The organism is Nocardiopsis sp. MG754419, from assembly GCF_018207095.1.
GTDB lineage: Bacteria > Actinomycetota > Actinomycetes > Streptosporangiales > Streptosporangiaceae > Nocardiopsis.
The window spans coordinates 1-21,152 of record NZ_QOCZ01000030.1 but is presented as its reverse complement, the minus strand read 5'-3'; the positions used below and the strand labels follow the sequence as shown (position 1 = coordinate 21,152).

Sequence of the window (21,152 nt, the reverse complement as noted above, 5' to 3'; positions counted from 1 at the left end):
ACCGGATTATTTCGGGGGTTGACGGAACGTTACGGCGGAATCTAATGTCCCGAATCATGGTCATTGATTCCACGATGCGCGACAAAGACCGCGCTCCACGCACCGACATCACACGCCGGTTCACCGACACGCTCCACGGTCTGTACCAGGACCGCGCCGTCCCCGAGGAGGTCCTGGCCGAGTCCCGGCGCAGCTGGGTCAACGTGGTGCACACCGCGATCGGGGCCGCGCGACACCCGATCGTGGACGCGATGGTCTCCGTCCACGGAGGGTCCGGAGCCGAGGGCCTGCCGTTCCTGGCCCGCTCCGAGCGCTCCGACGTCTACGGGATCGCGCTGGTCACCGGCACCGCCGCCCACATCGAGGACTTCGACGACACCCACCTGGCCACGGTCATCCACCCCGGTGCCGCCTGCCTGGGCGCGGCCCTGGCCATCGGCGGCCGACACGGCTCCAGCGGCGCGGAGGTCCTGCACGCCTTCGCCTTGGGGATCGAGGCCCAGCTCCGCGTCGGTGTCGCCCTGACCCCCTCCCACTACGACGAGGGCTGGCACATCACCGGGACCTGCGGGGTGATCGGCGCCGCGGTGACCGCCGGTCTGCTCCTCGGCCTGGACCGACCCGGTCTGGCCCGCGCCGTGGGTCTGGCCGTCTCCCAGACCGTCGGGCACAGGGAGGGCTTCGGCAGTTCCGTCAAGCCCTTCAACGCGGGCAAGGCCGGAGCCAACGGCGTTCTGGCCGCCCTCCTGGCGGAGCAGGAACTCACCTCCCCCACCACCGCTCTCGAAGGGCGGCAGGGGCTCTTCGCCGTCTTCTCCCCCGCCGCCGACCCCGAGGACGTACTGCGCGACATCGGCGTGCGGTGGGAGTCCTGCGACAACGCCTACAAGCCCTACCCCTGCGGGATCGTGTCCCACCCGGCGATCGACGCCGCCGTCGCGCTCGCCCCTCGCCTCCAGGGACGGGACGTGGTCTCGGCGGACGTGCTCTGCCACCCGCTGGTCGTGGAGCTGACCGGCAACCCCCAGCCGGAGAACGGTCTGCGGGCCAAGTTCAGCACGGTGCACGGCGTCGCCGCCGGTCTGCTCGACGCAACCGTGGGTCTGCCCCAGTACGCGGACGCACGCGTCACCGCCACGGACGTGCGGGACCTGCGCGCGGCCACCACCCTGTCCCCCGACCCCGACTGCGCGCGGGACGAGGCCACCGTGCGGGTCCGATTGTCGGACGGCACCGAACTCGTCGAGCACGTGCGTCACGCCCGCGGCAGCAACGCGCGTCCGTTGACCGACGAGGAACTCGCCGCCAAGTCGCTGGCGCTGACCGGCCCGGTGCTCGGCGAGCGGGCCGGGGACATGCTCGAATCGGCGTGGGGGCTGGACCGGTCCCCCACGCTCGCGGACCACTTCGCACCGGCCCGGGTCGAGGGAGCCACCGCATGACGAACACCATCACCGAACAGCTCGTCGAGTTCGCGCTCGGCTCCGAGTGGGAGCGTCTGGCCTCCGGCGCGCGCGAGGCGGCGACCGCCACGACGGGCAACGTGCTCGCCCTGGCCGCCGGGGGCGCCGCCCACCCGGCGGTGGACCGCACGGTCCGGGCCCTGGCCGCGCTGGGCGCGGGCCCGCGGGTCCCCGTGTTGGGACGCTCCGAGAGCCTCACCCCGACCTGGGCCGCGTTGGTCCACGGCCTCGCCGCGCACGTCGAGGACTACGACGACACCCACCCCTCCACGGTGGTCCACCCCGGTGCGCCGATCGTTCCCGCCGCCCTGGCCGGCGCCCAGATCTCCGGCGCGAGCGGACGCGAGGTGCTGACCGCCGTGGCCGTCGGCACGGAGGTGGCGCTGCGCCTGGGGCTGGCCCTGACCCCGCACGCGATGGAACGCGGTTGGCACATGACCGGGGTCGTCGGTGGTGTGGGCGCCGCCGTGGCCGCCGGACGGACCCTGGGACTGAGCCCGCGCCAACTGCGGCACGCCCTCGGTTTCGCGGCCACCCAGTCGTCCGGCCTGTTGGAGGCCCTGGGCACCATGACCAAGCCGTTGCACCCGGGCAAGGCCGCCTCCCAGGGCGTGGAGGCGGCGCTGTTCGCGCGGGCGGGTCTGGACGGACCGGCGGCACCGCTGGAGGGCCGGCGCGGGCTGCTCGCCCTGCTGCGCCCGGGAGTGGAGGGGATTCAGGACACCGACGCCTCGCTGCTCACCAACGGACTGGGGTCCCTCTGGGAACTGGAGTCCAACGAGATCAAGCCCTACGCCTGCGGCGTGGTGAGCCACCCGATCATCGACCTCGCCCGCGAGCTTCGCGCCGAAACGGGCGCGGACCGGGCGGTGTCCGAGGTGCGGTTGGACGTGCATCCGCTCGTGCCCTCCGTCATGGGTCGGCTCTCCCCGACCGACGGTCTGGAGTCCAAGTTCAGCGCCGTGCACTGCTTCGCCGTCGGACTGGTGCGCGACGGCGGTGGCCCGGAGGACTTCACCGACGCCGCGGCCGTGGACCCCGCACTGGCCGTGGTACGTGAGCGCTGCACCCTGAACCCCGACCCCGGGCTGGGCCGGTACGCCGTGCGCGCCCGGATCGTGACCGAGGAGGGCACCGTCCTGGAGCGCACGGTGGACGGCGCCCGGAGGCTGGACGCCGCCCAGGTGCGGGACAAGGCCCGGGCACTGGCCGCTCCCGTCCTGGGGGACGCCCACGAGGAGTTCGTGGACACCGTGTTCGGACTGGAGAAGCTGGAGGACGTGTCCCGGGTGACCGAGATCGGTCGAGCCGCCCTGGCCTCCCGGTGACACCCGACCCCGAGGCACGGCCCCGCTCACTCCTGTGGTGGGAGATCGCGACGGCGGCGGTGCTGGGCACCATCGCCTTCGCGGCCACCGGCATGGCGATCGTCTGGGTGATCGCGGGTATCGCCGCCGGTTGGCTGGTGTGCCGGTCGATGCGCCGGGCAGGACGGCGCGCCGAGCCCAGCCGCGGGGTCCGCACCCTGGGGCAGGCGCTGGTCGGCGCCGCCCTGGGGCCGGCGCTGGCCGTGCAGGACTTCACCGGGACCGCCACGCAGTTGCCCGCGGTCTTCCTCGGCATCCTGGCGATCCTCGTCGGTTCGGTCGTCGTGGCACGTCTGTACGCCCGCTGGACCGGGACCGATCGGCTCACCGCCGGTCTGGCCACCCTGCCGGGCGGGCTGGCGATCATGCCGTCGGTGGCCGTGGAACACGGACGACCGCCCACCCTGATCGCCATGATCCAGGCCTCGCGCCTGACCGTGGTGATCTGCGCGGTCCCTCTTCTCGCCCCGTTCCTGGGCGAGGTGTCCGAGGCCCCCGTGACCGAGCTGTTCCACGGGCCCTCGGGGTTGGGCGGCTGGGTGTTCTGGCTGGTGCTGCTGGCGCTCGCCCCGTTGTCGGCGATGGCCGCGCGCCGGCTCCGGGTTCCGGTCCCGGCCCTGCTCGGCCCGATGTTCGCCGCCATCGTGCTCACCGTCGCACTGCGTGTGTCCGGTGTGGACCTGCGCTTCCTCCAGGTGCCCTTCCTCCAGGAGGTCGTGGGGCAGGTCTTCCTCGGCCTGACGGTCGGCGAGTACCTGGCCCAGCGGGCGCGCCACTCGGCACGCCAGGTCGTGGGCGGGCTGCTGGGGGTGGCCGGCACCTTCCTGCTGGCCGTGGTCCTGGCCGCCGTGATGACCCCGCTGACCCCGTGGTCGTTCATGACCTGTCTCCTCATCGTCGCCCCGGGCGGGGCGCCGGAGATGGTGGTCGTGGCCGCCGCCGTCGACGCCGACCTGCACGTCGTCGTCCTCGCGCAGACCGTCCGCCAGGTCGCGGTCAACGCGCTGATGCCCTTCTGGATCTGGCTGTTCGACAGGGACCCCCCGAACGCAGGGAGCACGACATGACCTACACGATCGCCGTGATGGAGGGCGACGGTATCGGCCCGGAGATCGTCCCGGAGGCGGTGCGCGTGGCCGAGGCCGCGCTCGCGGCGGCCGAGGGACCCCGGGTGGAGTTCGTCCCCGTCCCCCTGGGGATGAGCGCCTACACCGAGTCCGGCCACACCCTTCCCCCCGGAACCCTGGAGCGGCTGGCCGAGACCGACGGCTTCGTCCTCGGCCCCATCGGCCACGCCGCCTACCCCGACGACGAGCGGGCCGTGAACCCCCACCCGATCATCCGTCGCCACTTCGACCTGTACGCCAACCACCGTCCCGCGCGCTCCTTCGCCCGGGTGCCCTCGCTGCACCAGGACGTGGACGTGCTGGTCCTGCGGGAGAACAACGAGGGGTTCCAGCCCGACCGGAACATGATGCGGGGTTCGGGCGAGTTCCAGCCCAACGAGCACAACGCGTTCAGCGTGCGCGTGATCAGCCGCCGCCAGAGCGAACGGATCGCGCACCGGGCGTTCGAGGCCGCCCGAGCACGGCGGGGACACGTCACCGCCATCCACAAACGCAGTGTCTTCGCCCTGACCGACGGATTGTTCATGGACACCGTGGAGGAGGTCGCCCGGGAGTACCCCGACGTCCGCCTGGACGACCACCAGGTCGACACCTTCGCCCTGCACCTGGCGATGCGCCCCCAGGAGTACGACGTGGTGCTGTGCACCAACATGTACGGCGACATCCTCTCCGACCTGGCCGCCGGCTTGGTGGGTGGGCTGGGGCTGGCGCCCGGGCTCAGTGCCGGGGACCGCTGGGCCATGGCCCAGGCCACCCACGGATCCGCGCCCGACATCGCCGGGCGCGGTGTGGCCGACCCCTACGCGATGATCGCCTCCACCCGGATGCTGCTGGAGTGGCTGGGCGCGCGGTACGAGGACGCGGCCCTGACCAGGGCCGCGCGGATCATGGAGGAGGCGACGGTGGAGACCGTCGAACGGGATCCGCACGTGACACCCGACCTGGGCGGTGGGGCCTCCACCTCCCGTATGGCCGCCGCCATCGCCGACCGCTGCGCCGGCTGAACCACCCGAGGAGAACAGATGACCGAACAGACCACGGGGGTCGCGCTGGTGACCGGCGCCACCCGCAACATCGGCCGGAGCATCGCCGTCGGGCTGGCCGAGGACGGCTACGACATCCTGATGATGGCCCGCACCAAGGGCGAGGGGAGCGATCGCACCATCGAGGAGGTCGAGCGACGCGGACGCCGTGCCCTGCTGTGGACGGCGGACGTGCGCGACCAGGACGCCGTCCTGGCCGGTGTCGACCGGGGCCGTGAGGAGCTGGGACCGCTCTCGGTCCTGGTCAACAACGCCGCCGTGCGCAGGGAACGGGACTTCCTGGACATCGACCGCATGGACTGGGACGAGGTGGTCGACGTCGTCCTGGGCGGGGCGTTCGTGTGCTCCCAGGCGGCGCTGCCCGACATGGTGGAACGCGGATGGGGACGGATCGTCAACATCGCCGGGGTCACCGGGCAGACCGGCGCCGCGCGCCGGGCGCACGTGGTCACCGCCAAGGCCGGGATCGTGGGACTCACCAAGGCGTTGGCCCACGAGTACGCCGCCTCGGGCGTCACGGTCAACGCCGTCTCGCCGGGGCTGATCGACACCGTGCGCGACCACGTGCCCGAACCGCACCGGGGGAAGAACGTTCCGGTGGGACGCACCGGCGGGGTCACCGAGGTGGCCGCGGCGGTGCGCTATCTGGTGGGCGCGGACGCGGGGTTCGTCACCGGTCAGACCCTGAACGTCAACGGCGGCATCCACATGGTGTGACCCCCGTCCGGGGCCGGTCCCGCTCTCGGAACCGGCCCCGGACGTCGGCGCCCGACGGCCCGGCCCGCTCCCCGCACAGGGTCATCACGGCGCCGGTGACCGTCGCGACGGTTCCGACTTCGTCGCCGCGTCCGTCGCTCGCCCCGCCGCCCTCACCGCACGATCTGGAGCGGGCCCTGGTGGAGGTGCGCGCGGCCCCGCCCACCTGGTCGCGCGGCCGGGTCGCGGTACGCCACCGGGCTCGGGCCCCGCGCGAGGCGGTCACGGGGTCGTGACCCCGGGGATCGGAAGGCGCCGTCCCCGTCAGTGTCAGTCGACGTGCGCCGGCCCGGGATCGCTCCAGTGCTCGTGCAACAGGGCGATCTGTTCGGGCAGGACCCGCGCGACCGACAGTTCCGGGAGGTCGGCCACGTCGAACCAGGCCACCTCGCTCGTCTCGGCGCTGGTGAAGGCGGGGTCGAGGTCGCCCTCCGGTGCGCACACGAAGAGGAGCTTGTAGATGTGCCGGTCGTACACCGGCGTGTGGGGCCACAGATGCCGATCCACGACCGCGGCGAGGTGGGTGGCCCGCACGCGCACACCGGACTCCTCGGCCACCTCGCGCTCGATCGCCTGACGCGGGCTCTCCAGGATGTCGCACCATCCGCCGGGCAGGGTCCACCGATGTCCGTCCGCGACCTCGCGCACGAGCAGCACCCGGCCGGAGGCGTCGAAGACCCCGCCGCGCACGTCGATCTTCGGGGTGGTGTACCCGGCGGTCACGGCGACCCGAGGATCGTAGGCGGGCGGTTCCTCCGCGGTGACCGTCGCCATCAGGTCACGGGCCAGGGACCCGATCCGATGGAACCGTTCGATGTCGAACCGGTCGGTGCAGTACGCCAATCCCGACTCCGCCTGGGCCGTGAGCTCCATCGCGATGCGACGGGTCCGCTCGGCGTCGGGAAGGGGCTCGTTCACTCGGCTCCTCGCAGTTCGGGAGGGGGCACGGGGGCGGCCGCCGTGGTCGGGACGGCCGGGTCACGAGCCTACCGCCGGGGCGCGCACGGCCGTCGCACGCGGACGGAAGTGACGGCTCCGCTCAGGGCCCCTCCCCCTCCGGCGGGGCTCTCCGCGGAAGGACCGACGCCGCGTGTCGACGGTGGTGTTCACCCTCGTCGACGGCGAGCGTGACACGCGGTGCGAAGAGCGCGCGGCGCGCACGCCCCCTTGGGCACCATGGTCGGGTCCGGCGCGAACAGGGGCGCCGGATTCGACGAGGGAAGAGAAGCCGATGACCACCGAATACGCGTTCGACTCCGACACCGACCTGGGGAGAGGACAACTCGACCATCTGTCCTCGATCCTGGACGGGGTGAGCCGGGACTTCATCGGCACGGTGGCCGCGCGGACGGGGCAGCGCTGTCTGGAGTTGGGGGCCGGCAACGGTTCGCTGGCGCGGTGGATGACCGAACGGGTGGGGCCCACCGGTGAGGTGCACGCCGTCGACCTCGTCACCACCCACCTCGACGTGCCCGGCGGGCGGGTGCACCGGCACGACATCAACGACGGACTTCCCGTGGAGGGACCCTTCGACCTGATCCACGCCCGGCTGCTGTTGGTGCACCTCGAACACCGCCGCGAGATCCTGTCCGCGCTGGTCGACGCGCTCGCCCCGGGCGGCTGGCTGGTCCTGGGCGAGTTCGCCCCACCGCCCACCGCGCCGTTGGCGGCCCGCTCCACCGCCGACGCCGACCTCTACCACCACGTGGTGGCGGCCACCGTCGACGGCGTGGGACGCGGAGCCGGCCTGGACTACGACTGGGCCCACGCGTCCGAAGGCGCGATGGTCGAGGAGGGCCTGGTCGAGGTGGACACGATGGAGTACCGGCACACCGCCCGCGGCGGCTCCGCCACCTGCGGTCTGAACAGCAACTACCTCCGGCAGCTGACGTCGCCCCTGCTCACACACGGGGTGACGGTCGACGAGATCGACCGGTTCCACCGGCTCATGCTCGACCCGGAGCTGCGGGTCGCGTTCTTTCCGTTCGTCTGCGTGCGTGGGCGCGCGCCCATGAGCGCCTGAGTCGGCGCCGCCGGGACGTCGCGGGCCCGCGGGGGGCGTGGACCGGGCTCGACGCACCGCGTCGGGGGCCCGTCCGAACGCTCGGGGCGAGCGGCGCGGCGGGTGCGCGCAGCGCCGCAGGGTGTGGAGCCGCCCGTGGACCCGGCCCTGGCACGGGCGAACCCGAGGGGTGGGCCCGGCCGCTCAGCCGTACCACTCGCAGAAGAGCACGGTGGCGTCGTCGTTGAGCGATTCATGGTGGTACTCCAGCACCTCGTGCATCAGGCGACGGAGGGTCTCGGGCACCGGCATGCTGTCCGCCTGACGCCGGATGATGAAGTCCACGAAGCGCTCCACGCCGAACTCGTTGCCGAACGGGTCGCGGGCCTCGATGATGCCGTCGGTGTACAGCAGGAGCCGGTCTCCCGGGCGCAACCGTTCGCGGCACACCGTCACCGACAGACCCAGGTCCATCCCCAGCGGGTGCGTGGGTTCGCACTCCAACTCCCGCACCTGATCGCCACGGATGAGGATGGGCGGAAGGTGACCGCAGTTGACCCAGGTGAGCACCCCCGTGGACAGGTCGAGTTCGGCCAGGATCGCGGTGACGAACCGGGTCCGCACGAACTCCTCGATGAGGATGCCCTCGACCCCCCGTGGGATGTCGGGAAGCGGGGTGCCCTTGCGCCGTTCGTTGCGCAGGGCCCCCACCGCGAGGTTGGCGATGAGCCCGGCGGCGTTGTCGTGGCCCATGGCGTCGAACATGGCCAGATGCGCCGTGTCCCCCGCCAGGGCGTAGTCGAAGGAGTCGCCCGCGTTGGCGTAGGCCGGTTCGGTGACGGCGGAGATCGTCACGCGGGCGTCGGCGAACGTGGTCGGGGGCATGAGGGTCCACTGCATCTCGGCCGAGACCGACATCGCCCGGGTGCGGATCAGTCGGGCGTAGGCGTCGCTGTTGGAGCGTTTGGCCACGATGAGGAGTCCGACCACCGAGGCCAGGTCGCCCATGGCGGACCGGTCCGGGTCACCGACGTAGTCCACGCGCAGAACGCCCAGACGCTCCACGCTGTCCTTGATGGGCACCCAGTAGCGCCCCGGTGCGCCGTCCGGATCCCCCACGCCGATCCGCCTGCGGTGCGCGTAGGGCACCGGTTCCCAGTGCTCGCCCCGGCCTTCGAGGCGGACCGTGATCCCGGTCGAGTAGGCCCGGCCTGCCGGTGAGGCGTCCACGGAGAGGTCCTCGCCCCCCTTGCGGGCGTCGATCCCCTTGCCGGTGACCTCGCGCAGGACGCGTTCCTGACGGTCGGCGAGGTAGAAACGGGCCTGGGAGAAACCCGCGGCGTCGGCGGTCCTGGCCAACAGCCCCGGAAGCTCCTCGAAGGTGGCCAGGTGAGCCGCCCGCAACAGGGCGATCATCAGCTCGTTGGCCGTGTGCTTCGCGGGCATCACGTCACCCCGCCGTCCGACGTGGGAACGCCCGTCCTGTTTCGGGCGCACCCATCGGACCGTGTCGACCGGAGCCTCCATCGTCGCACAGCGCGATCTCTGAGGGCAGACCCAGCGCCCCCTCTCACGTGGGACGACACCGCCCTTGGGGCGGCCGGTGCGGTGGTACCGCCCCGGGCGGCGGTGTCCGGCGCGGCGGGCGTAGAGTCGACGCCCGCGCGGCGCCCGGTCGCGCCCACCCCGAAGGGATCCCCGGATGAGCGAGACGGGCGCGCGGGTCGCGCTGGTGACCGGAGCCGCGCGCAACATCGGCCGGAGCATCGCGGTCGGCCTGGCCGAGGACGGCCACGACGTGCTCCTGCTCGTGCGCACCGACGGCGCGGAGGCCCGCAGGACGGCCGACCTGGTGGCCGAGCACGGCCGGAGGGCGCTGGTGTGGACGGCCGACGTCCGCGACGGGGACGCCGTTCGTGCCGCCGTCGACCGGGCACGCACCGCGCTGGGCCCGGTCTCGGTCCTGGTGAACAACGCCGCCGTGCGTCCGGAAGGGGACTTCCTCGCGCTGACCTCGCAGGAGTGGGACGAGGTCGTGGACACCAACCTCAAGGGGGCGTTCCTGTGCGCCCAGGCGGTGCTGCCCGACATGCTGGACCGAGGGTGGGGCCGCATCGTCAACATCGCGGGGGTCGCGGCACAGGCGGGGGCCGCCCGTCGCGCGCACTCGGTGGCGGCCAAGGCCGGGTTGGTGGGGCTCACCAAGGCGTTGGCCCACGAGTACGCGGCCTCGGGGGTGACGGTGAACGCGGTCTCGCCCGGGTTCGTGGACACGGTGCGCGAACAGGTGCCCGCCCACCTGCGCAAGGCGCCCCCGCCGGTGGGCCGCCCGGCGCGGGTGGAGGAGGTGGCCGCCGCCGTGCGCTACCTGGTCGGTGACGGAACCGCCTCGGTCACCGGGCACACGCTGGACGTCAACGGCGGCTCCCGCATGGTCTGACCGGTAGGGCCCGAGTGCGGGTACGGGTGTCGCGGAGGCGGGTGTGCCCGGTGGGACCGGCCACGCTCAGCCGCCGCGGTGACCCCTCCTGAGGAGGGATGCTCGGTGGGAACCCGACCGCCGCCGACTCGGGTGCGCGCGCAGCGCCCCTTACCGTCTCCCCCGGTGGAAGCCGCTCCGCACCGCCGCCTCGCGGACACCCCTCACCTGCCGTCCTGGTGGCGCAGCGGCGCACCTTCCGGGTGACCCCCTCAGGAGCGGTGCACGGTGAGGCTGTCGGCCGCGGCGGAGGCGGCCTCGGGGCTCACGACACCGGTACGCGCGAACTCGCCCCACACACGCCGGACCGCGCGGCCACGCCGGTCGATCTCCTCCCAGGTGGTGCGGCCCACCAGGCTGGCGTGCTCCCAGGACTCGCGAGTACCGAGCAGCAGGGGAAGATCGGTGATGTGCGCCGACCCGAACGGGCTGTCCTTCGGCCGCCAGGTGAAGGTGTAGCGGAACGCCGTGCCGCCGGCCCTGCGGTGACGACGCGCGAAGGCGCGTACGGGTCCGGTGTAGATGATCCAGGTGGTCGCCCGCACCAACATCCGGCGCAGGACCGGACCGACCACCGGCAGCCCCGAGATCCTCTTGATCGGGGGCAGGAACTCGGCGAACAGTCCCGTCTCCTCGTGGGTCGCGCCGACGAGCAGGTCGACCCGGGGCGCCACCTCGCTCCACGCACGGTCGCGGTCGGACTCGGCGGGCAGCGGGTCGTGGCCGTAGCGCACGCCGAACGGCATGGCGCTGGGCAGACCGAACCCCCGGGCCGTGCCGGTGGCCTCCTGTTGGAGGGCGAGCAGCGTGCGGGTGTCGGTCTTCGCGTCGGGTGCGCCCACCACCCGTGCCATGGCCTCGTACATGCGGTCCCGGCCCTTGAGCAGTCCCAGCGGGGCGCTCTGGACGATCGCACGCCGGAACAGCCCCTCGGTGCCGTGGCCGATCATCAGGTGCGCCACGGAGTCACCGCCCGCGGACTGGCCGAACAGCGTGACCCGGTCGGGGTCGCCGCCGAAGGCCGCGATGTTGTCGGCCACCCAGCGCAGCGCGATCACCTGGTCGAGCAGGCCGAGGTTGGCGGGGGCGACGCCCGGTAGGCGCAGGTAGCCCAGGACGCCCAGCCGGAAGGTGACCGCGACGACGATGACCCGCTGTTCGGTGACCAGCCGGGTGGGGTCGAAGATCGCCAGGTCCCCGGAGCCGGTGACGTAGGAGCCCCCGTGGAACCACACGAGCACGGGCGGTCGTTCGTCCTCGGCCAGGTCGACGGGCACGGTGACGGACAGGCGTTGGCAGTGTTCGTCGTGGCGGCCGGTCGCGATCCCCTCGACCGTCTGGGAGACCACCTCGGACGTCGACTGCGGCGACGCGGGCGCTGGTGCGGTGGCCTCGAAGGGTGCGGTGAACACGGGTTCGGGCACCGGCGGCGCGAAGCGTTCGGCCCGGGCGTAGGGGATACCGAGGAACCGTAGGACCCCTTCGCGCACGGTCCCCGAGATCGGCCCCGCGGGGGTCTCCAGGTGGCGCAGTTCGTCCCTGGAGACGGAGGTCGATTCGGTCATGGTGTCCCTCCGGTCGTGCCGGGCCCGGACGTGGGCCCTGTGTTCACCCGATCGACGGTACCCGGAAGGACGGACCGGGGCCCCGCGGAGGTCCGGGCGGGGACGCGCCGGTCGGCGCGCCGGACCGTCCGGGTCCGCGGGGAACGAGGGTCGCCTTCGGCGGGGGCCTCATGTGGTGGTCCGGGCACCGTCGTCGACGTGGGGTTGCAACGGGCCGGCCGCGTCGGTCCCTCAGGTTCCGGTGTACTCCACCCGACCCGGGTCCTCGCCTCGGTCCGGGCCCTCGTCTCGGCCCGGGGCGGGCTCGGGGGTCGGGCCGGGATCCCCGGTGGTGTCACCGTCGTGTTCCCGGAGCCAGCGCACGAGGGAGACGGCGACCAGGATCAGGACGAAGATCAGCGGGAAGGCGGTGACCACCGAGAGGGTCTGCAACGCGTCGGTGCCTCCGGCGGACATCACCGAGACCGACACCGCCGCCAGGACCAGGGCCCACAGCACACGGTTGCAGCGGGAGGGCTCGACCTCGTTGGGCAGGTCACGGGAGGTGGCCGAGCCCATGATGTAGGACGCGGAGTCCAGCGTGGTGGCGAGGAAGACGAGCAGCAGCACCAGGAACAGCGGCGTGATGATCGCGCTGAGCGGGAACGCCTCCAAGGTGGTGAAGATGGCCGGCACCGCGCCTTCGGCCTCCAGGGCGTCGACGATGTTCGCCCTCCCGCTCAGTTCGAAGGCCATGCCGGAGTTACCGAGCAGCGCGAAGGAGAGCCAGCAGCCGAGGCTGCCGAAACCGCACATACCGATGATGATCTGCCGGACGGTGCGCCCCTTGGAGATCTTGGCGCAGAACATGCCGACGAACGGCCCGTAGGAGATCCACCAGCCCCAGTAGAAGACGGTCCACACCTCCTGGAACCCCGAGCCTCCGACCGGGTCGGTGTAGGTGCTCATCCGCACGATGTTCTGGGCCAGCAGACCGAGGCTGTTGGTGAAGGTGTCGAGCACGAAGACCGCGGGCCCCACAGCCAGGACCAGGATGCCCAGGAAGGCGGCCAGGTAGAGGTTGAGGTTGGCCAGGCGCTTGAGCCCACGGTGCAGGCCCAGGGCGACGCTTCCGGCGAACAACAGGGTCCACAGGCCGATGACGACCGTGTTGAGGGTGACGCCGGGTTCGAACCCCAGCATGCGGGAGGCTCCCTCGGCGACGGTGGGCACGGCCAGGGCCAGGGAGGTTCCGGCCGCACCGATCATGCCGAGGATGAAGAGGACGTCGATGAGCCGGCCCGGCCAGCGGTCGACGCGGTCGCCGAGCACTCCACGGCAGGCCTCGCTCAGACGCAGGCGGCGGATTCTGCGGACGTGGTAGGCGTAGGCCAGGGCCAGGGTCGGGACGCAGAAGACCGCCCAGGCGGTGGGCCCCCAGTGGAAGAGCGGGTAGGTCGCCGACCACTCGGCGGCCTCGGCGCCGCGCGGTTCGAGCTGGAAGGGCGGATCCACGTGGTAATGCGCCCACTCGATGATCCCCCAGTACATGAGACCGCCGCCGATGGCGGCGGTGAAGATCATGGCGAGCCAGGTGGGGGTGGTGAACTCGGGGCGGTCGTCGGGACCGCCCATTCTGATGCGGCCGAATCTACTGAAGACCAGCCAGAGGAGCAGGACCGCGAGGCCGACCACGAACCACATGTACACCCAACCGAAGTCGGACTGCAGACGTGCCAGGACGCCGCCGAGGAGCCGTTCACCCGCCTGTGGCGCGATCACGAAGGGTGCGGTGAAGCCGACCACCATGATCAGCGCGGGCCAGAAGACTGAGTTGTCGATGTTCCAGCGGATGACTCGGGTCACCTCCGGGTTCGAGGGCACGGACCATCCATGTACTACTGCGTTGCGATTAACTAATCAAACAGTCAGATATCGCACTGTTGCGATTCCGCACCGGAACCGTCGGTGATCGTGACAAAGAAACGCCTGATAGTAGGGCTTCTGGGCGCCACGCCCCGACAAAGCGTCACCTCCATAACGAAGTGGCAACCCCGAGGTGCGTTGCGAAAATCGCCACGCCGCTGTTACGTTCTCCTGCGTGAGCGACGACGTGACCGACGATGTGCGCGGCAGGGCGCGCGAGGCGATCCGCCGATCCGGCCTGTCCCAACGGCAGTTCGCGGCCAGACTCGACATCGATCCCAGCAAACTCTCCAAGTCCCTGACGGGCACCCGGCGGTTCACCGCCCGGGAGCTGGCCCGTGTCGCGGACGAGACCGGAGTGACGGTCAACTGGCTGATCAACGGCCAGGACGACGCCGAGACGGTCTCGGCGGCGCCGCGCGACACCTCGGCGGTACGACCACCGCACGCGAGCCTGGCCGACCACCCCACCGCCGCCAAGGAGCACAACCGCAGACTCCAGATCATCGAGGCCGCCTGGACCCTCATCGCCGAGCACGGCTACCACTCGGTCCGTGTCGCGCAGGTGGCCCAGGCGTGCGGCACCTCCAGCGCCACCGTCCACTACCACTTCCCCACCCTGAACCACCTCCTCGTGGAGGCGCTGCGGCACTCGGTCAAGCAGGCGTTCGACCGTCAGGTCGCGGGGCTGCACACCATCGAGAACGCGCACGAGCGCCTGCTCCGACTCATCGAACTCCAGCTGCCCGGCTCCGACCGGCTCCGACTGGAGTGGTCGATCTGGCTCCAGGTCTGGACGGCCGCGGCGCTGGACCACGACATGCGCGACCTGCACGCCCACTCCTACCGGCGCTGGCACGAGACCATCGCCCGCACCCTGCGGGAGGGACAGGAGAGCGGCGTCTTCGCCGACTTCGACGTCGAGGAGACGACCAGGCACCTCACCGCCCTCATCGACGGGCTGGGCATCCAGGTCATGACCGGGATGCCGGGTCGGTCCGTCGACCACATGCGCGACACACTGCACGCGGTCATCGACCGCGACGTGCTGGGGAACCGGGACCACCGGGACCCACCCACCCCCTGAGGACCACGGACACCCGCCGGCTCCGACCGGAGCCGGTGACCCCGCACGGTCCAGGCCCTCCGACGCCACACCCCGAGCAGAGAGACGGAGCCCCGTCATGAGCGACACCATGAACCTCAAGCCCATCCTGACCTGCGCCCTCACCGGCGCCGGTGACACCGTCGGCCGGAGCGAACACGTCCCGGTGACCCCGGCGCAGATCGCCGCCTCCGCCGTGGAGGCGGCCGAGGCCGGCGCCAGCGCGGTGCACATCCACGTCCGCGACCCCGAGACGGGCGCGCCCTCCCGGGACAACGCGCTCTACCGGGAGGTCGTCGACCGCATCCGCCAGACCGGGATCGACATCGTCATCAACCTCACCGCCGGCATGGGCGGCGACCTGGTGATCGGCCAGGACGACCCGCTCCGGTTCGAGGAGGGCACCGACCTGGTCAACGGGCTGGACCGTCTGCCGCACGTCGAGGAACTGCTGCCGGACATCTGCACCCTGGACTGCGGCAGCCTCAACTTCGGTGACGGCAGCCAGGTGTACATCTCGACGCCCGACATGCTGCGCGCGGGCGCCAAGCGCATCCAGGAGCTGGGGGTCCGCCCCGAGCTGGAGATCTTCGACACCGGCCAACTGTGGTTCGCCAAGACGATGCACGCCGAGGGTCTCATCGACGACCCGTCGATGTTCCAGCTCTGCACGGGCATCCCCTACGGCGCGCCCTCGGACGTGGGCGTCCTGCAGTCGATGGTGAACATGCTCCCCGAGGGCGCCCAGTGGGCGAGTTTCTCCATCGGCCGCAAGCAGATGCCGTGGGTGGCGCAGTCCGTGCTGCTCGGTGGGCACGCCCGGGTGGGGTTGGAGGACAACCTCTACCTCAGCCGCGGGGTCAAGGCCACCAACGGTCAGCTCACCGAGAAGGCGGTCGGCATCATCGAGCAGCTCGGCGCCCGGGTGGCCACCCCGGACGAGGCCCGCGCCATGCTCGGGCTCCGGAGCGCGACCTGAGCCCTGTTCGACGCACCACGGGGGCGCTCCTGCGCTCGGGCACCGGCGCGCCCCGTACCGCCGGTGGCCCCGGAGCGCGACCGCGAGGGACGCGCCGGTCCACGGCGGGGCCCGAAGGCTCCCGCCGTGGTGCGCCCGCGCACGGGACGGCGCGGTCACCGGACACGACGGTGTCGGTGACGGCCCGTCCCCCGGCACCCCACCGGTCCCCGGTGGATCACGGACCCCGTGGTGGAGATCGCCGTGGGGTCGAGCGCACGGGGTTCCACCCCCGGCCACGCGAGCCGCGGCGCCTCCCCGGGTGCGCGCACGCGGTCTCGTGAACGCGGAGCGCCCGCTCGCACCACCCGAACGACAGCGACCGGGAACCCGCCGAACGGGCCCCGGAGCATCTCCCCCCGACACGCACCACCGAACGTTTCAAGGAGCACTATGACGGAGAGCGCGAGAACCACCCCCGAGGCCGTACGCACGGTCGCCTGCGTCGGAGCGGGCGTCATCGGGGGCGGCTGGGTCGCCCATTTCCTCGGCCGCGGCTACCAGGTGGTCGCCTGGGACCCCGCCCCCGACGCCGAGAGCCGACTGCGCGGTCTGGTCGCCTCGGCCTGGCCCGCGTTGGAGCGGCTCGGCCTGGCCGAGGGGGCCGCCATGGCCAACCTGCGGGTGGTCGACACCCTGGCCGAGGCGGTCTCGGTCGCGGACTTCGTCCAGGAGAGCGCACCGGAGCGGCTCGACCTGAAGGTCGACCTGCTGGCCGAGATCGACGAGGCCACCCCCGAGGGCGTGGTCATCGCCTCGTCCACCTCCGGATACAGCATGAGCGAGATGCAGGTCCGGGCGCGCACGCCCGAACGGCTCGTGGTGGGTCACCCGTTCAACCCGCCCTACCTCGTCCCCCTGGTCGAGGTCGTCGGCGGTGACCGCAGCGAGCAGTGGGCGGTCGACTGGGCCTGCGACTTCTACCGTGTCGCGGGCAAGTCGGTGATCAGCATGGACCAAGAGCTCCCCGGGTTCATCGGCAACCGCATCCAGGAGGCCGCCTGGCGCGAGGCGCTGCACATGGTCGCCGAGGGCGAGGCGACCGTCGAACAGATCGATCTGGCGATGACCAGCGGCCCCGGCCTGCGATGGGCCTTCTTCGGGCCCTGCCTGACCTTCCACCTGGCGGGCGGGGAGGGCGGCATGGCGCACATGCTCGACCACTTCGGCCCGTCCCTGAAGTCCCCGTGGACGCGTCTGGAGGCGCCCGAGCTCACCGGGGAGCTGCGCGACCGTATGGTGGCCGGCACCGACGAGGTCGTGGCTGGCCGTTCCACCGCCGAACTCATCGCCCAGAGGGACCGCCGCCTGATCGCGGTGGCACGGGCGTTGCAGGAGGTCGAGCGCGCGGAGGCCGCCGAGCGTGCGGGGGGAGTCGCGTGAGCACGACCCTCACCCAGCGGCTCCGGCCGGAGTGGATCGACTACAACGGGCACCTCAGCGAGGCCTACTACGTCCTGATCTTCGGGTTCGCCACGGACGCGTTGATGGACCGGGTCGGACTGGACGCCGCCTACCGTGAACGGACCGGCTGCTCGCTGTACACGGTCGAGGCGCACGTGCGGTACCTGCGCGAGGTGGCGGCGGACGCGGAGGTCGAGGTGCGCACCCGGGTGATCGGCCCGGACACGGAGCGGCCCGGCGCCAAGAAGGCGCGGCTCTGCCACGAGATGTGGGTCGACGGTACCGTGGTCGCGACCGAGGAGCTCATGGCGCTCCACGTCGACCAGGGGCAGGGGCGCACGGTGCCCTTCCCCGAGGAGGTCGCCGCCCGTCTGACCGCCCTGGGCGAACCGGCCCCCGAGTACGCGGGCCGTTCCATCGGCGGGTAGGGCGCACGTCGTCGGCGTGGGCACGGGGGCGCCGTGGTGCGCGTGACCGTGGGCGGGCTCGATCGCCCGGTCCGGCACGGCGGCGCCCCCGTCGTCCGAGCGACAGGAGCGCACCCCCGTGTCCCGGTCCGGCCGCGGGTTCCGGGGCGACACCGAACGGCGGGACGTGCCCGCCGACCACCGTGTGGAACGGGCCTCTCGGCGTGGTGCGCGGGGGCGGGGTCCCCGCGTGCGACCCCACGGTGCCCCTGCTCGACGACCGCGCTCGGTCCCCGCCCCTGGTGGACGTGGTGCGTGGACCGCGGTCCCTCGCTCACGGGGAAGCGGGATTCCCCGCGGCCGACCCGTGTACTACGGTGGTCCGAGATCACCTACATTCACCCATATCGTCGACGTCGCAGTGCACGGGAAGCCGGTGGGAATCCGGCGCGGTCCTCGCCACTGTGACCGGAGGGCACCCTCCACGCCACGGGGCCGTGACGGCCCGGGAAGGCGGAGGGTGCGGGGCGCGACGCCCGACTCCGGGAGCCAGGAGACCGGCTGCGACCGTCCGCGTCATCAAACCACGAAGGATGGTTTGTTCGATGAAGCCCACAGACGCACGGGCGGCCCGGCGCCGTACCCGCTCCTGGCTCCTGCCCACCTTGGCCGTGGCCCTGGCCGCGACCGCCTGCGGCACGACCGACCCCTCCCCCGCCCCCACGGCCTCCGGCGAGACGATCCGCAACTGCGACGTCGACGTGGCCGCGGACACGCCACCGGAGCGGGTGTTCGCCGCCTACCAACCCGCCATCGAGACGGCCCACGCGCTGGGCGTCAGCGACCGTCTCGTGGGGACCGCCTTTCTCGACGCCGCGGTGCTGGACGAGTACACCGACGCCCAGAGCGGGCAGGAGTACTACCCGAACCTGCCCGGCCGCGAGGAACTGCTCTCCCACCGACCCGACTTCGTGCTCTCCGGGTTCAACGACGCGTTCACCCAGGAGGCCTTCGGTACCCGGGCCTCGCTGCGGGAACTGGGCATCGAGAGCTGGATCCCGTCGCCGCTGTGCCCGAGCGCCGACGGGAACACCGACGCGACCATCGACCCCGCCACGGTGACGATGGACAACATCTACGCGGACCTGCGGGACCTCGGGGACCTGTTCGGCACGCGTGAGCGCGCCGACGAGGTCGTCGCGCGGATGCAGGGCACGATCGACGAGGTGTCCGACACCCTGGAGGGCCGGGTCTCGGAGGACGACCGCCCCTCGGTCATGGTGGGCCGCCCCTCTGACCAGGGGTTCCGGATCGCCGGCGGCCCGGACTTCTCCACCGAGATCATCGACCTGGCCGGCGGCGTCAACGCCTTCGCCGACGTCGACGGGGGACGCAACCACGACGCCTCCACCGAGGACGTGATCGCGCGCGACCCCGACGTCATCCTCATCGACGTGTGCTGCGACGCGGAGATGACCGCCGCCGACGCCGCACCGGACGTCGACCAGATCATGGCCGACCCCGCCCTGGCCAATCTGACCGCGGTGACCGAGGGCCGGGTCGCGGAGTTCACGTTCGCCGACCGCTCGGCGGGCGTGCGCAGCGCGGCGGCCGTGGCGACGGTCGCCGCGATCCTCCACCCCGACCTGTTCGCGTAGGGCGCCCGATGACCGACCACGTGGCCGTGCGGCCCGGGTCGCTCTCCCCCGCCGGGAAACGTCGTCGGCCACGGTTCGCGACGGGCGGCCCCGGGCTGCTCGTCGGAGCGCGGGCCCGGGGCACCGGGCTCGCGGTGGCCGTCGTGGTGCTCGCCGGAGCGCTGTCGGCATCGGTCCTGGTGGGGTACGAGCGGCTGTCCGTGACCGACGTGTACGCCGCGTACGCGGGATGCACCGGCTCCGACACCGACCTGATCGTGCGGCACCTGCGGGTGCCGCGCACCCTGGTCGGACTGGCCGTGGGAATCGCCCTGGGGGTCTCCGGGGTCCTGGTGCAGGGGGTGACCCGCAACCCGCTCGGCGACCCGGGTGTGCTGGGCATCAACGCGGGGGCCGCCCTGGGCGCGGTGATCGCGATCAGTGTGCTCGGTGTCTCGACCCTGACGGGCTACGTCGGCTTCGCCTTCCTCGGCGCGGCGTTGGCCGTCTGCGCCGTCCACGCCATCGGCACGTGGGGACCGGACGGGGCCGACCCGGTACGGCTCACGCTCGCCGGAGCGGCGATCGCGGCGCTGTTGGGTTCACTGACCTCGGCGCTCGTGCTGCGCGACCGCGCGAGCCTGGACGAGTACCGGTTCTGGGTGGTGGGCTCCCTGGCCGGCGCCGACGTCGCGGCGCTGTTCCAGGCGCTGCCGTTCCTGGCCGTGGGTCTGGTGTCGGCGATGGCGGTGGTGCGCCCCCTCAACGCGATCGCGCTCGGCGAGGAACTCGCCCGCAGCCTGGGCACCCGTGTCCGGGCCACGCGCGGGATGAGCGGGCTGGCGGTGGTGTTGTTGGCCGGGACGGCGACCGCCCTGGCCGGTCCGATCGGATTCGTCGGTGTCGCGGTCCCCCACGTCGCACGGATCCTGGTCGGTCCGGACCACCGCTGGGTGCTGCCCTGGTCCGCGGTGCTGGCCCCCCTGCTGTTGCTGACCGCCGACACCGTGGGACGGGTGGTCGCGCGCCCGGAGGAACTCCAGGTCGGGATCGTCACCGCCATGATCGGCGCGCCCTTCTTCATCCTGCTGGTGCGCCGGCGCAGGGTGGTGGGGGTGTGATGGGTGTTCCCGCGCTGACGCATCGGGGCCGGGCCGTGGTGCGCGTCGGTGGCCTGTCGGTCCTGGTGTCCTGGCCCTCGCTCTTGCTGACGGCGGTACTCGGCGCCCTGGCCGCGACGGTGTCACTGGTGTCGCTGACCCTGGGCGACTTTCCGATGGGGGTCGGTGAGGTGACGGCCGCGCTCACCGGTCAGGCCGACCCGATGGCCCGGCACGTGGTGGTGGAGATGCGGTTGCCGCGCACAGTGACCGGGCTGGCGGTGGGCGCCGCGCTGGCGCTCTCGGGTGCGCTGTTGCAGCGGCTGGCGCACAACCCGTTGGTCAGCCCGGACGTCGTCGGAGTGAGCGCGGGCGCCACGGCCGGTGCGGTGGCGGCCATCGTCGTCCTGGGCGGTGCCGCGGCGGTCATCGCCTCCGGTGCGCTCATCGGGGCCGTGACGACCTCCGCCCTGCTGTACCTCCTGGCCTACCGGCGCGGGGTCGGTGGGCAGCGCCTCGTCCTGGTGGGGGTGGCGGTCACCGCCATGCTGGGTGCGGCGACGTCGTACCTGCTGACCCGCACCGACCTGAACACGGCGCAGCGCGCCATGGTCTGGCTCACCGGCAGTCTGGCCAACCGGGACTGGCCGCACGTGGTGACGATCGTGGTGGCGCTGGCCGTTCTGGCTCCCCTCGTGCTGTTCCTGGCCCGGTCGTTGTCCCTCCTGGAACTGGGCGGGGACACCGCGGCGGCGTTGGGCGGGCGGGTGCGGC

At 72.3% G+C, this 21,152-nt stretch carries 18 protein-coding genes and 1 riboswitch; of the genes, 14 read left to right on the top strand and 4 right to left on the bottom strand.

Features of this window, described 5'->3' with window-relative positions:
* Positions 1-74 precede the first annotated feature (74 nt).
* Genes DSY14_RS08685 through DSY14_RS08665 form a run of 5 tightly spaced genes read left to right on the top strand, consistent with a single transcriptional unit; the run spans position 75 to position 5,717 of the window.
* On the top strand, positions 75-1,442 hold the full coding sequence (locus tag DSY14_RS08685; RefSeq protein ID WP_211715970.1) for an MmgE/PrpD family protein: 1,368 nt from the start codon (positions 75-77) through the stop codon (positions 1,440-1,442).
* Entirely contained in the window at positions 1,439-2,791 is a 1,353-nt protein-coding gene (locus DSY14_RS08680; RefSeq protein WP_211715969.1) for an MmgE/PrpD family protein, read from the top strand. Before DSY14_RS08685 ends, DSY14_RS08680 begins: the two co-directional genes overlap by 4 nt.
* Positions 2,788-3,897: an AbrB family transcriptional regulator gene (locus DSY14_RS08675; protein ID WP_211715968.1), complete on the top strand. Its 1,110-nt coding sequence runs from the start codon at positions 2,788-2,790 to the stop codon at positions 3,895-3,897. Before DSY14_RS08680 ends, DSY14_RS08675 begins: the two co-directional genes overlap by 4 nt.
* Entirely contained in the window at positions 3,894-4,961 is a 1,068-nt protein-coding gene (locus DSY14_RS08670; RefSeq protein WP_211715967.1) for an isocitrate/isopropylmalate dehydrogenase family protein, read from the top strand. The genes DSY14_RS08675 and DSY14_RS08670 overlap by 4 nt, the downstream gene beginning before the upstream one ends.
* A gap of 18 nt (positions 4,962-4,979) precedes the next feature.
* Positions 4,980-5,717: an SDR family NAD(P)-dependent oxidoreductase gene (locus DSY14_RS08665; protein WP_211715966.1), complete on the top strand. Its 738-nt coding sequence runs from the start codon at positions 4,980-4,982 to the stop codon at positions 5,715-5,717.
* Between the two features lie 309 nt (positions 5,718-6,026).
* Here DSY14_RS08665 and DSY14_RS08660 read toward each other — a convergent pair whose 3' ends face one another.
* The gene (locus tag DSY14_RS08660; RefSeq protein WP_211715995.1) at positions 6,027-6,629 is read right to left on the bottom strand and encodes an NUDIX hydrolase N-terminal domain-containing protein; all 603 of its coding nucleotides are present in this window, start codon (positions 6,627-6,629) and stop codon (positions 6,027-6,029) included.
* A gap of 358 nt (positions 6,630-6,987) precedes the next feature.
* On the opposite strand from DSY14_RS08660, the gene DSY14_RS08655 reads away from it, so the two are divergent.
* Entirely contained in the window at positions 6,988-7,779 is a 792-nt protein-coding gene (locus tag DSY14_RS08655) for a trans-aconitate 2-methyltransferase (protein WP_211715965.1), read from the top strand.
* Positions 7,780-7,962: 183 nt separating this feature from the next.
* On the opposite strand, the gene DSY14_RS08650 is transcribed toward DSY14_RS08655, so the two are convergent.
* Complete coding sequence (locus tag DSY14_RS08650) at positions 7,963-9,204, bottom strand: PP2C family protein-serine/threonine phosphatase (protein WP_211715964.1); 1,242 nt, start codon at positions 9,202-9,204, stop codon at positions 7,963-7,965.
* A 256-nt stretch (positions 9,205-9,460) separates the two neighbouring features.
* Here DSY14_RS08650 and DSY14_RS08645 point away from each other — a divergent pair, with 256 nt between their 5' ends.
* Complete coding sequence (locus DSY14_RS08645; RefSeq protein ID WP_211715963.1) at positions 9,461-10,198, top strand: SDR family NAD(P)-dependent oxidoreductase; 738 nt, start codon at positions 9,461-9,463, stop codon at positions 10,196-10,198.
* Positions 10,199-10,449: 251 nt separating this feature from the next.
* Here the strand turns inward: DSY14_RS08645 and DSY14_RS08640 are convergent, their stop codons facing one another.
* Both DSY14_RS08640 and DSY14_RS08635 read right to left on the bottom strand, forming a co-directional pair.
* The gene (locus DSY14_RS08640; RefSeq protein ID WP_211715962.1) at positions 10,450-11,802 is read right to left on the bottom strand and encodes a carboxylesterase family protein; all 1,353 of its coding nucleotides are present in this window, start codon (positions 11,800-11,802) and stop codon (positions 10,450-10,452) included.
* Between the two features lie 231 nt (positions 11,803-12,033).
* On the bottom strand, positions 12,034-13,665 hold the full coding sequence (locus DSY14_RS08635) for a BCCT family transporter (protein ID WP_307851168.1): 1,632 nt from the start codon (positions 13,663-13,665) through the stop codon (positions 12,034-12,036).
* Between the two features lie 217 nt (positions 13,666-13,882).
* Between DSY14_RS08635 and DSY14_RS08630 the strand changes: the two genes are divergently transcribed.
* From DSY14_RS08630 to DSY14_RS08600, 7 genes are all read left to right on the top strand, one after another.
* Positions 13,883-14,794, top strand: coding sequence for a TetR/AcrR family transcriptional regulator (locus tag DSY14_RS08630; RefSeq protein ID WP_211715961.1), 912 nt, complete (start codon positions 13,883-13,885; stop codon positions 14,792-14,794).
* A gap of 97 nt (positions 14,795-14,891) precedes the next feature.
* The gene (locus DSY14_RS08625; protein ID WP_211715960.1) at positions 14,892-15,791 is read left to right on the top strand and encodes a 3-keto-5-aminohexanoate cleavage protein; all 900 of its coding nucleotides are present in this window, start codon (positions 14,892-14,894) and stop codon (positions 15,789-15,791) included.
* Between the two features lie 432 nt (positions 15,792-16,223).
* Positions 16,224-17,213: a 3-hydroxyacyl-CoA dehydrogenase NAD-binding domain-containing protein gene (locus DSY14_RS08620; RefSeq protein WP_211715959.1), complete on the top strand. Its 990-nt coding sequence runs from the start codon at positions 16,224-16,226 to the stop codon at positions 17,211-17,213.
* Positions 17,210-17,662 (top strand): thioesterase family protein, encoded by a 453-nt coding sequence (locus DSY14_RS08615; protein WP_211715958.1) that lies wholly within the window; start codon positions 17,210-17,212, stop codon positions 17,660-17,662. Before DSY14_RS08620 ends, DSY14_RS08615 begins: the two co-directional genes overlap by 4 nt.
* Before the next feature lie 381 nt (positions 17,663-18,043).
* Positions 18,044-18,222: riboswitch (cobalamin riboswitch) on the top strand.
* A gap of 24 nt (positions 18,223-18,246) precedes the next feature.
* Positions 18,247-19,299: an ABC transporter substrate-binding protein gene (locus DSY14_RS08610; RefSeq protein WP_211715957.1), complete on the top strand. Its 1,053-nt coding sequence runs from the start codon at positions 18,247-18,249 to the stop codon at positions 19,297-19,299.
* Between the two features lie 8 nt (positions 19,300-19,307).
* On the top strand, positions 19,308-20,399 hold the full coding sequence (locus DSY14_RS08605) for an iron ABC transporter permease (protein WP_211715956.1): 1,092 nt from the start codon (positions 19,308-19,310) through the stop codon (positions 20,397-20,399).
* Positions 20,399-21,152, top strand: a 754-nt coding sequence (locus DSY14_RS08600) for an iron chelate uptake ABC transporter family permease subunit (RefSeq protein WP_211715955.1), incomplete at its 3' end; no start/stop codon positions are given. The genes DSY14_RS08605 and DSY14_RS08600, both read left to right, overlap by 1 nt.

What these genes read in the sequence shown, in the direction of transcription:
- DSY14_RS08625 (WP_211715960.1), top strand. Translation starts at nt 14,892, where the DNA reads ATGAGCGACACCATGAACCTCAAGCCCATCCTGACCTGCGCCCTCACC.
- DSY14_RS08620 (WP_211715959.1), top strand. Translation starts at nt 16,224, where the DNA reads ATGACGGAGAGCGCGAGAACCACCCCCGAGGCCGTACGCACGGTCGCC.
- DSY14_RS08605 (WP_211715956.1), top strand. Translation starts at nt 19,308, where the DNA reads ATGACCGACCACGTGGCCGTGCGGCCCGGGTCGCTCTCCCCCGCCGGG.
- DSY14_RS08610 (WP_211715957.1), top strand. Translation starts at nt 18,247, where the DNA reads ATGAAGCCCACAGACGCACGGGCGGCCCGGCGCCGTACCCGCTCCTGG.
- DSY14_RS08645 (WP_211715963.1), top strand. Translation starts at nt 9,461, where the DNA reads ATGAGCGAGACGGGCGCGCGGGTCGCGCTGGTGACCGGAGCCGCGCGC.
- DSY14_RS08665 (WP_211715966.1), top strand. Translation starts at nt 4,980, where the DNA reads ATGACCGAACAGACCACGGGGGTCGCGCTGGTGACCGGCGCCACCCGC.
- DSY14_RS08685 (WP_211715970.1), top strand. Translation starts at nt 75, where the DNA reads ATGCGCGACAAAGACCGCGCTCCACGCACCGACATCACACGCCGGTTC.
- DSY14_RS08680 (WP_211715969.1), top strand. Translation starts at nt 1,439, where the DNA reads ATGACGAACACCATCACCGAACAGCTCGTCGAGTTCGCGCTCGGCTCC.
- DSY14_RS08670 (WP_211715967.1), top strand. Translation starts at nt 3,894, where the DNA reads ATGACCTACACGATCGCCGTGATGGAGGGCGACGGTATCGGCCCGGAG.
- DSY14_RS08655 (WP_211715965.1), top strand. Translation starts at nt 6,988, where the DNA reads ATGACCACCGAATACGCGTTCGACTCCGACACCGACCTGGGGAGAGGA.
- DSY14_RS08650 (WP_211715964.1), bottom strand. Translation starts at nt 9,204, where the DNA reads ATGCCCGCGAAGCACACGGCCAACGAGCTGATGATCGCCCTGTTGCGG.
- DSY14_RS08660 (WP_211715995.1), bottom strand. Translation starts at nt 6,629, where the DNA reads ATGGAGCTCACGGCCCAGGCGGAGTCGGGATTGGCGTACTGCACCGAC.
- DSY14_RS08640 (WP_211715962.1), bottom strand. Translation starts at nt 11,802, where the DNA reads ATGACCGAATCGACCTCCGTCTCCAGGGACGAACTGCGCCACCTGGAG.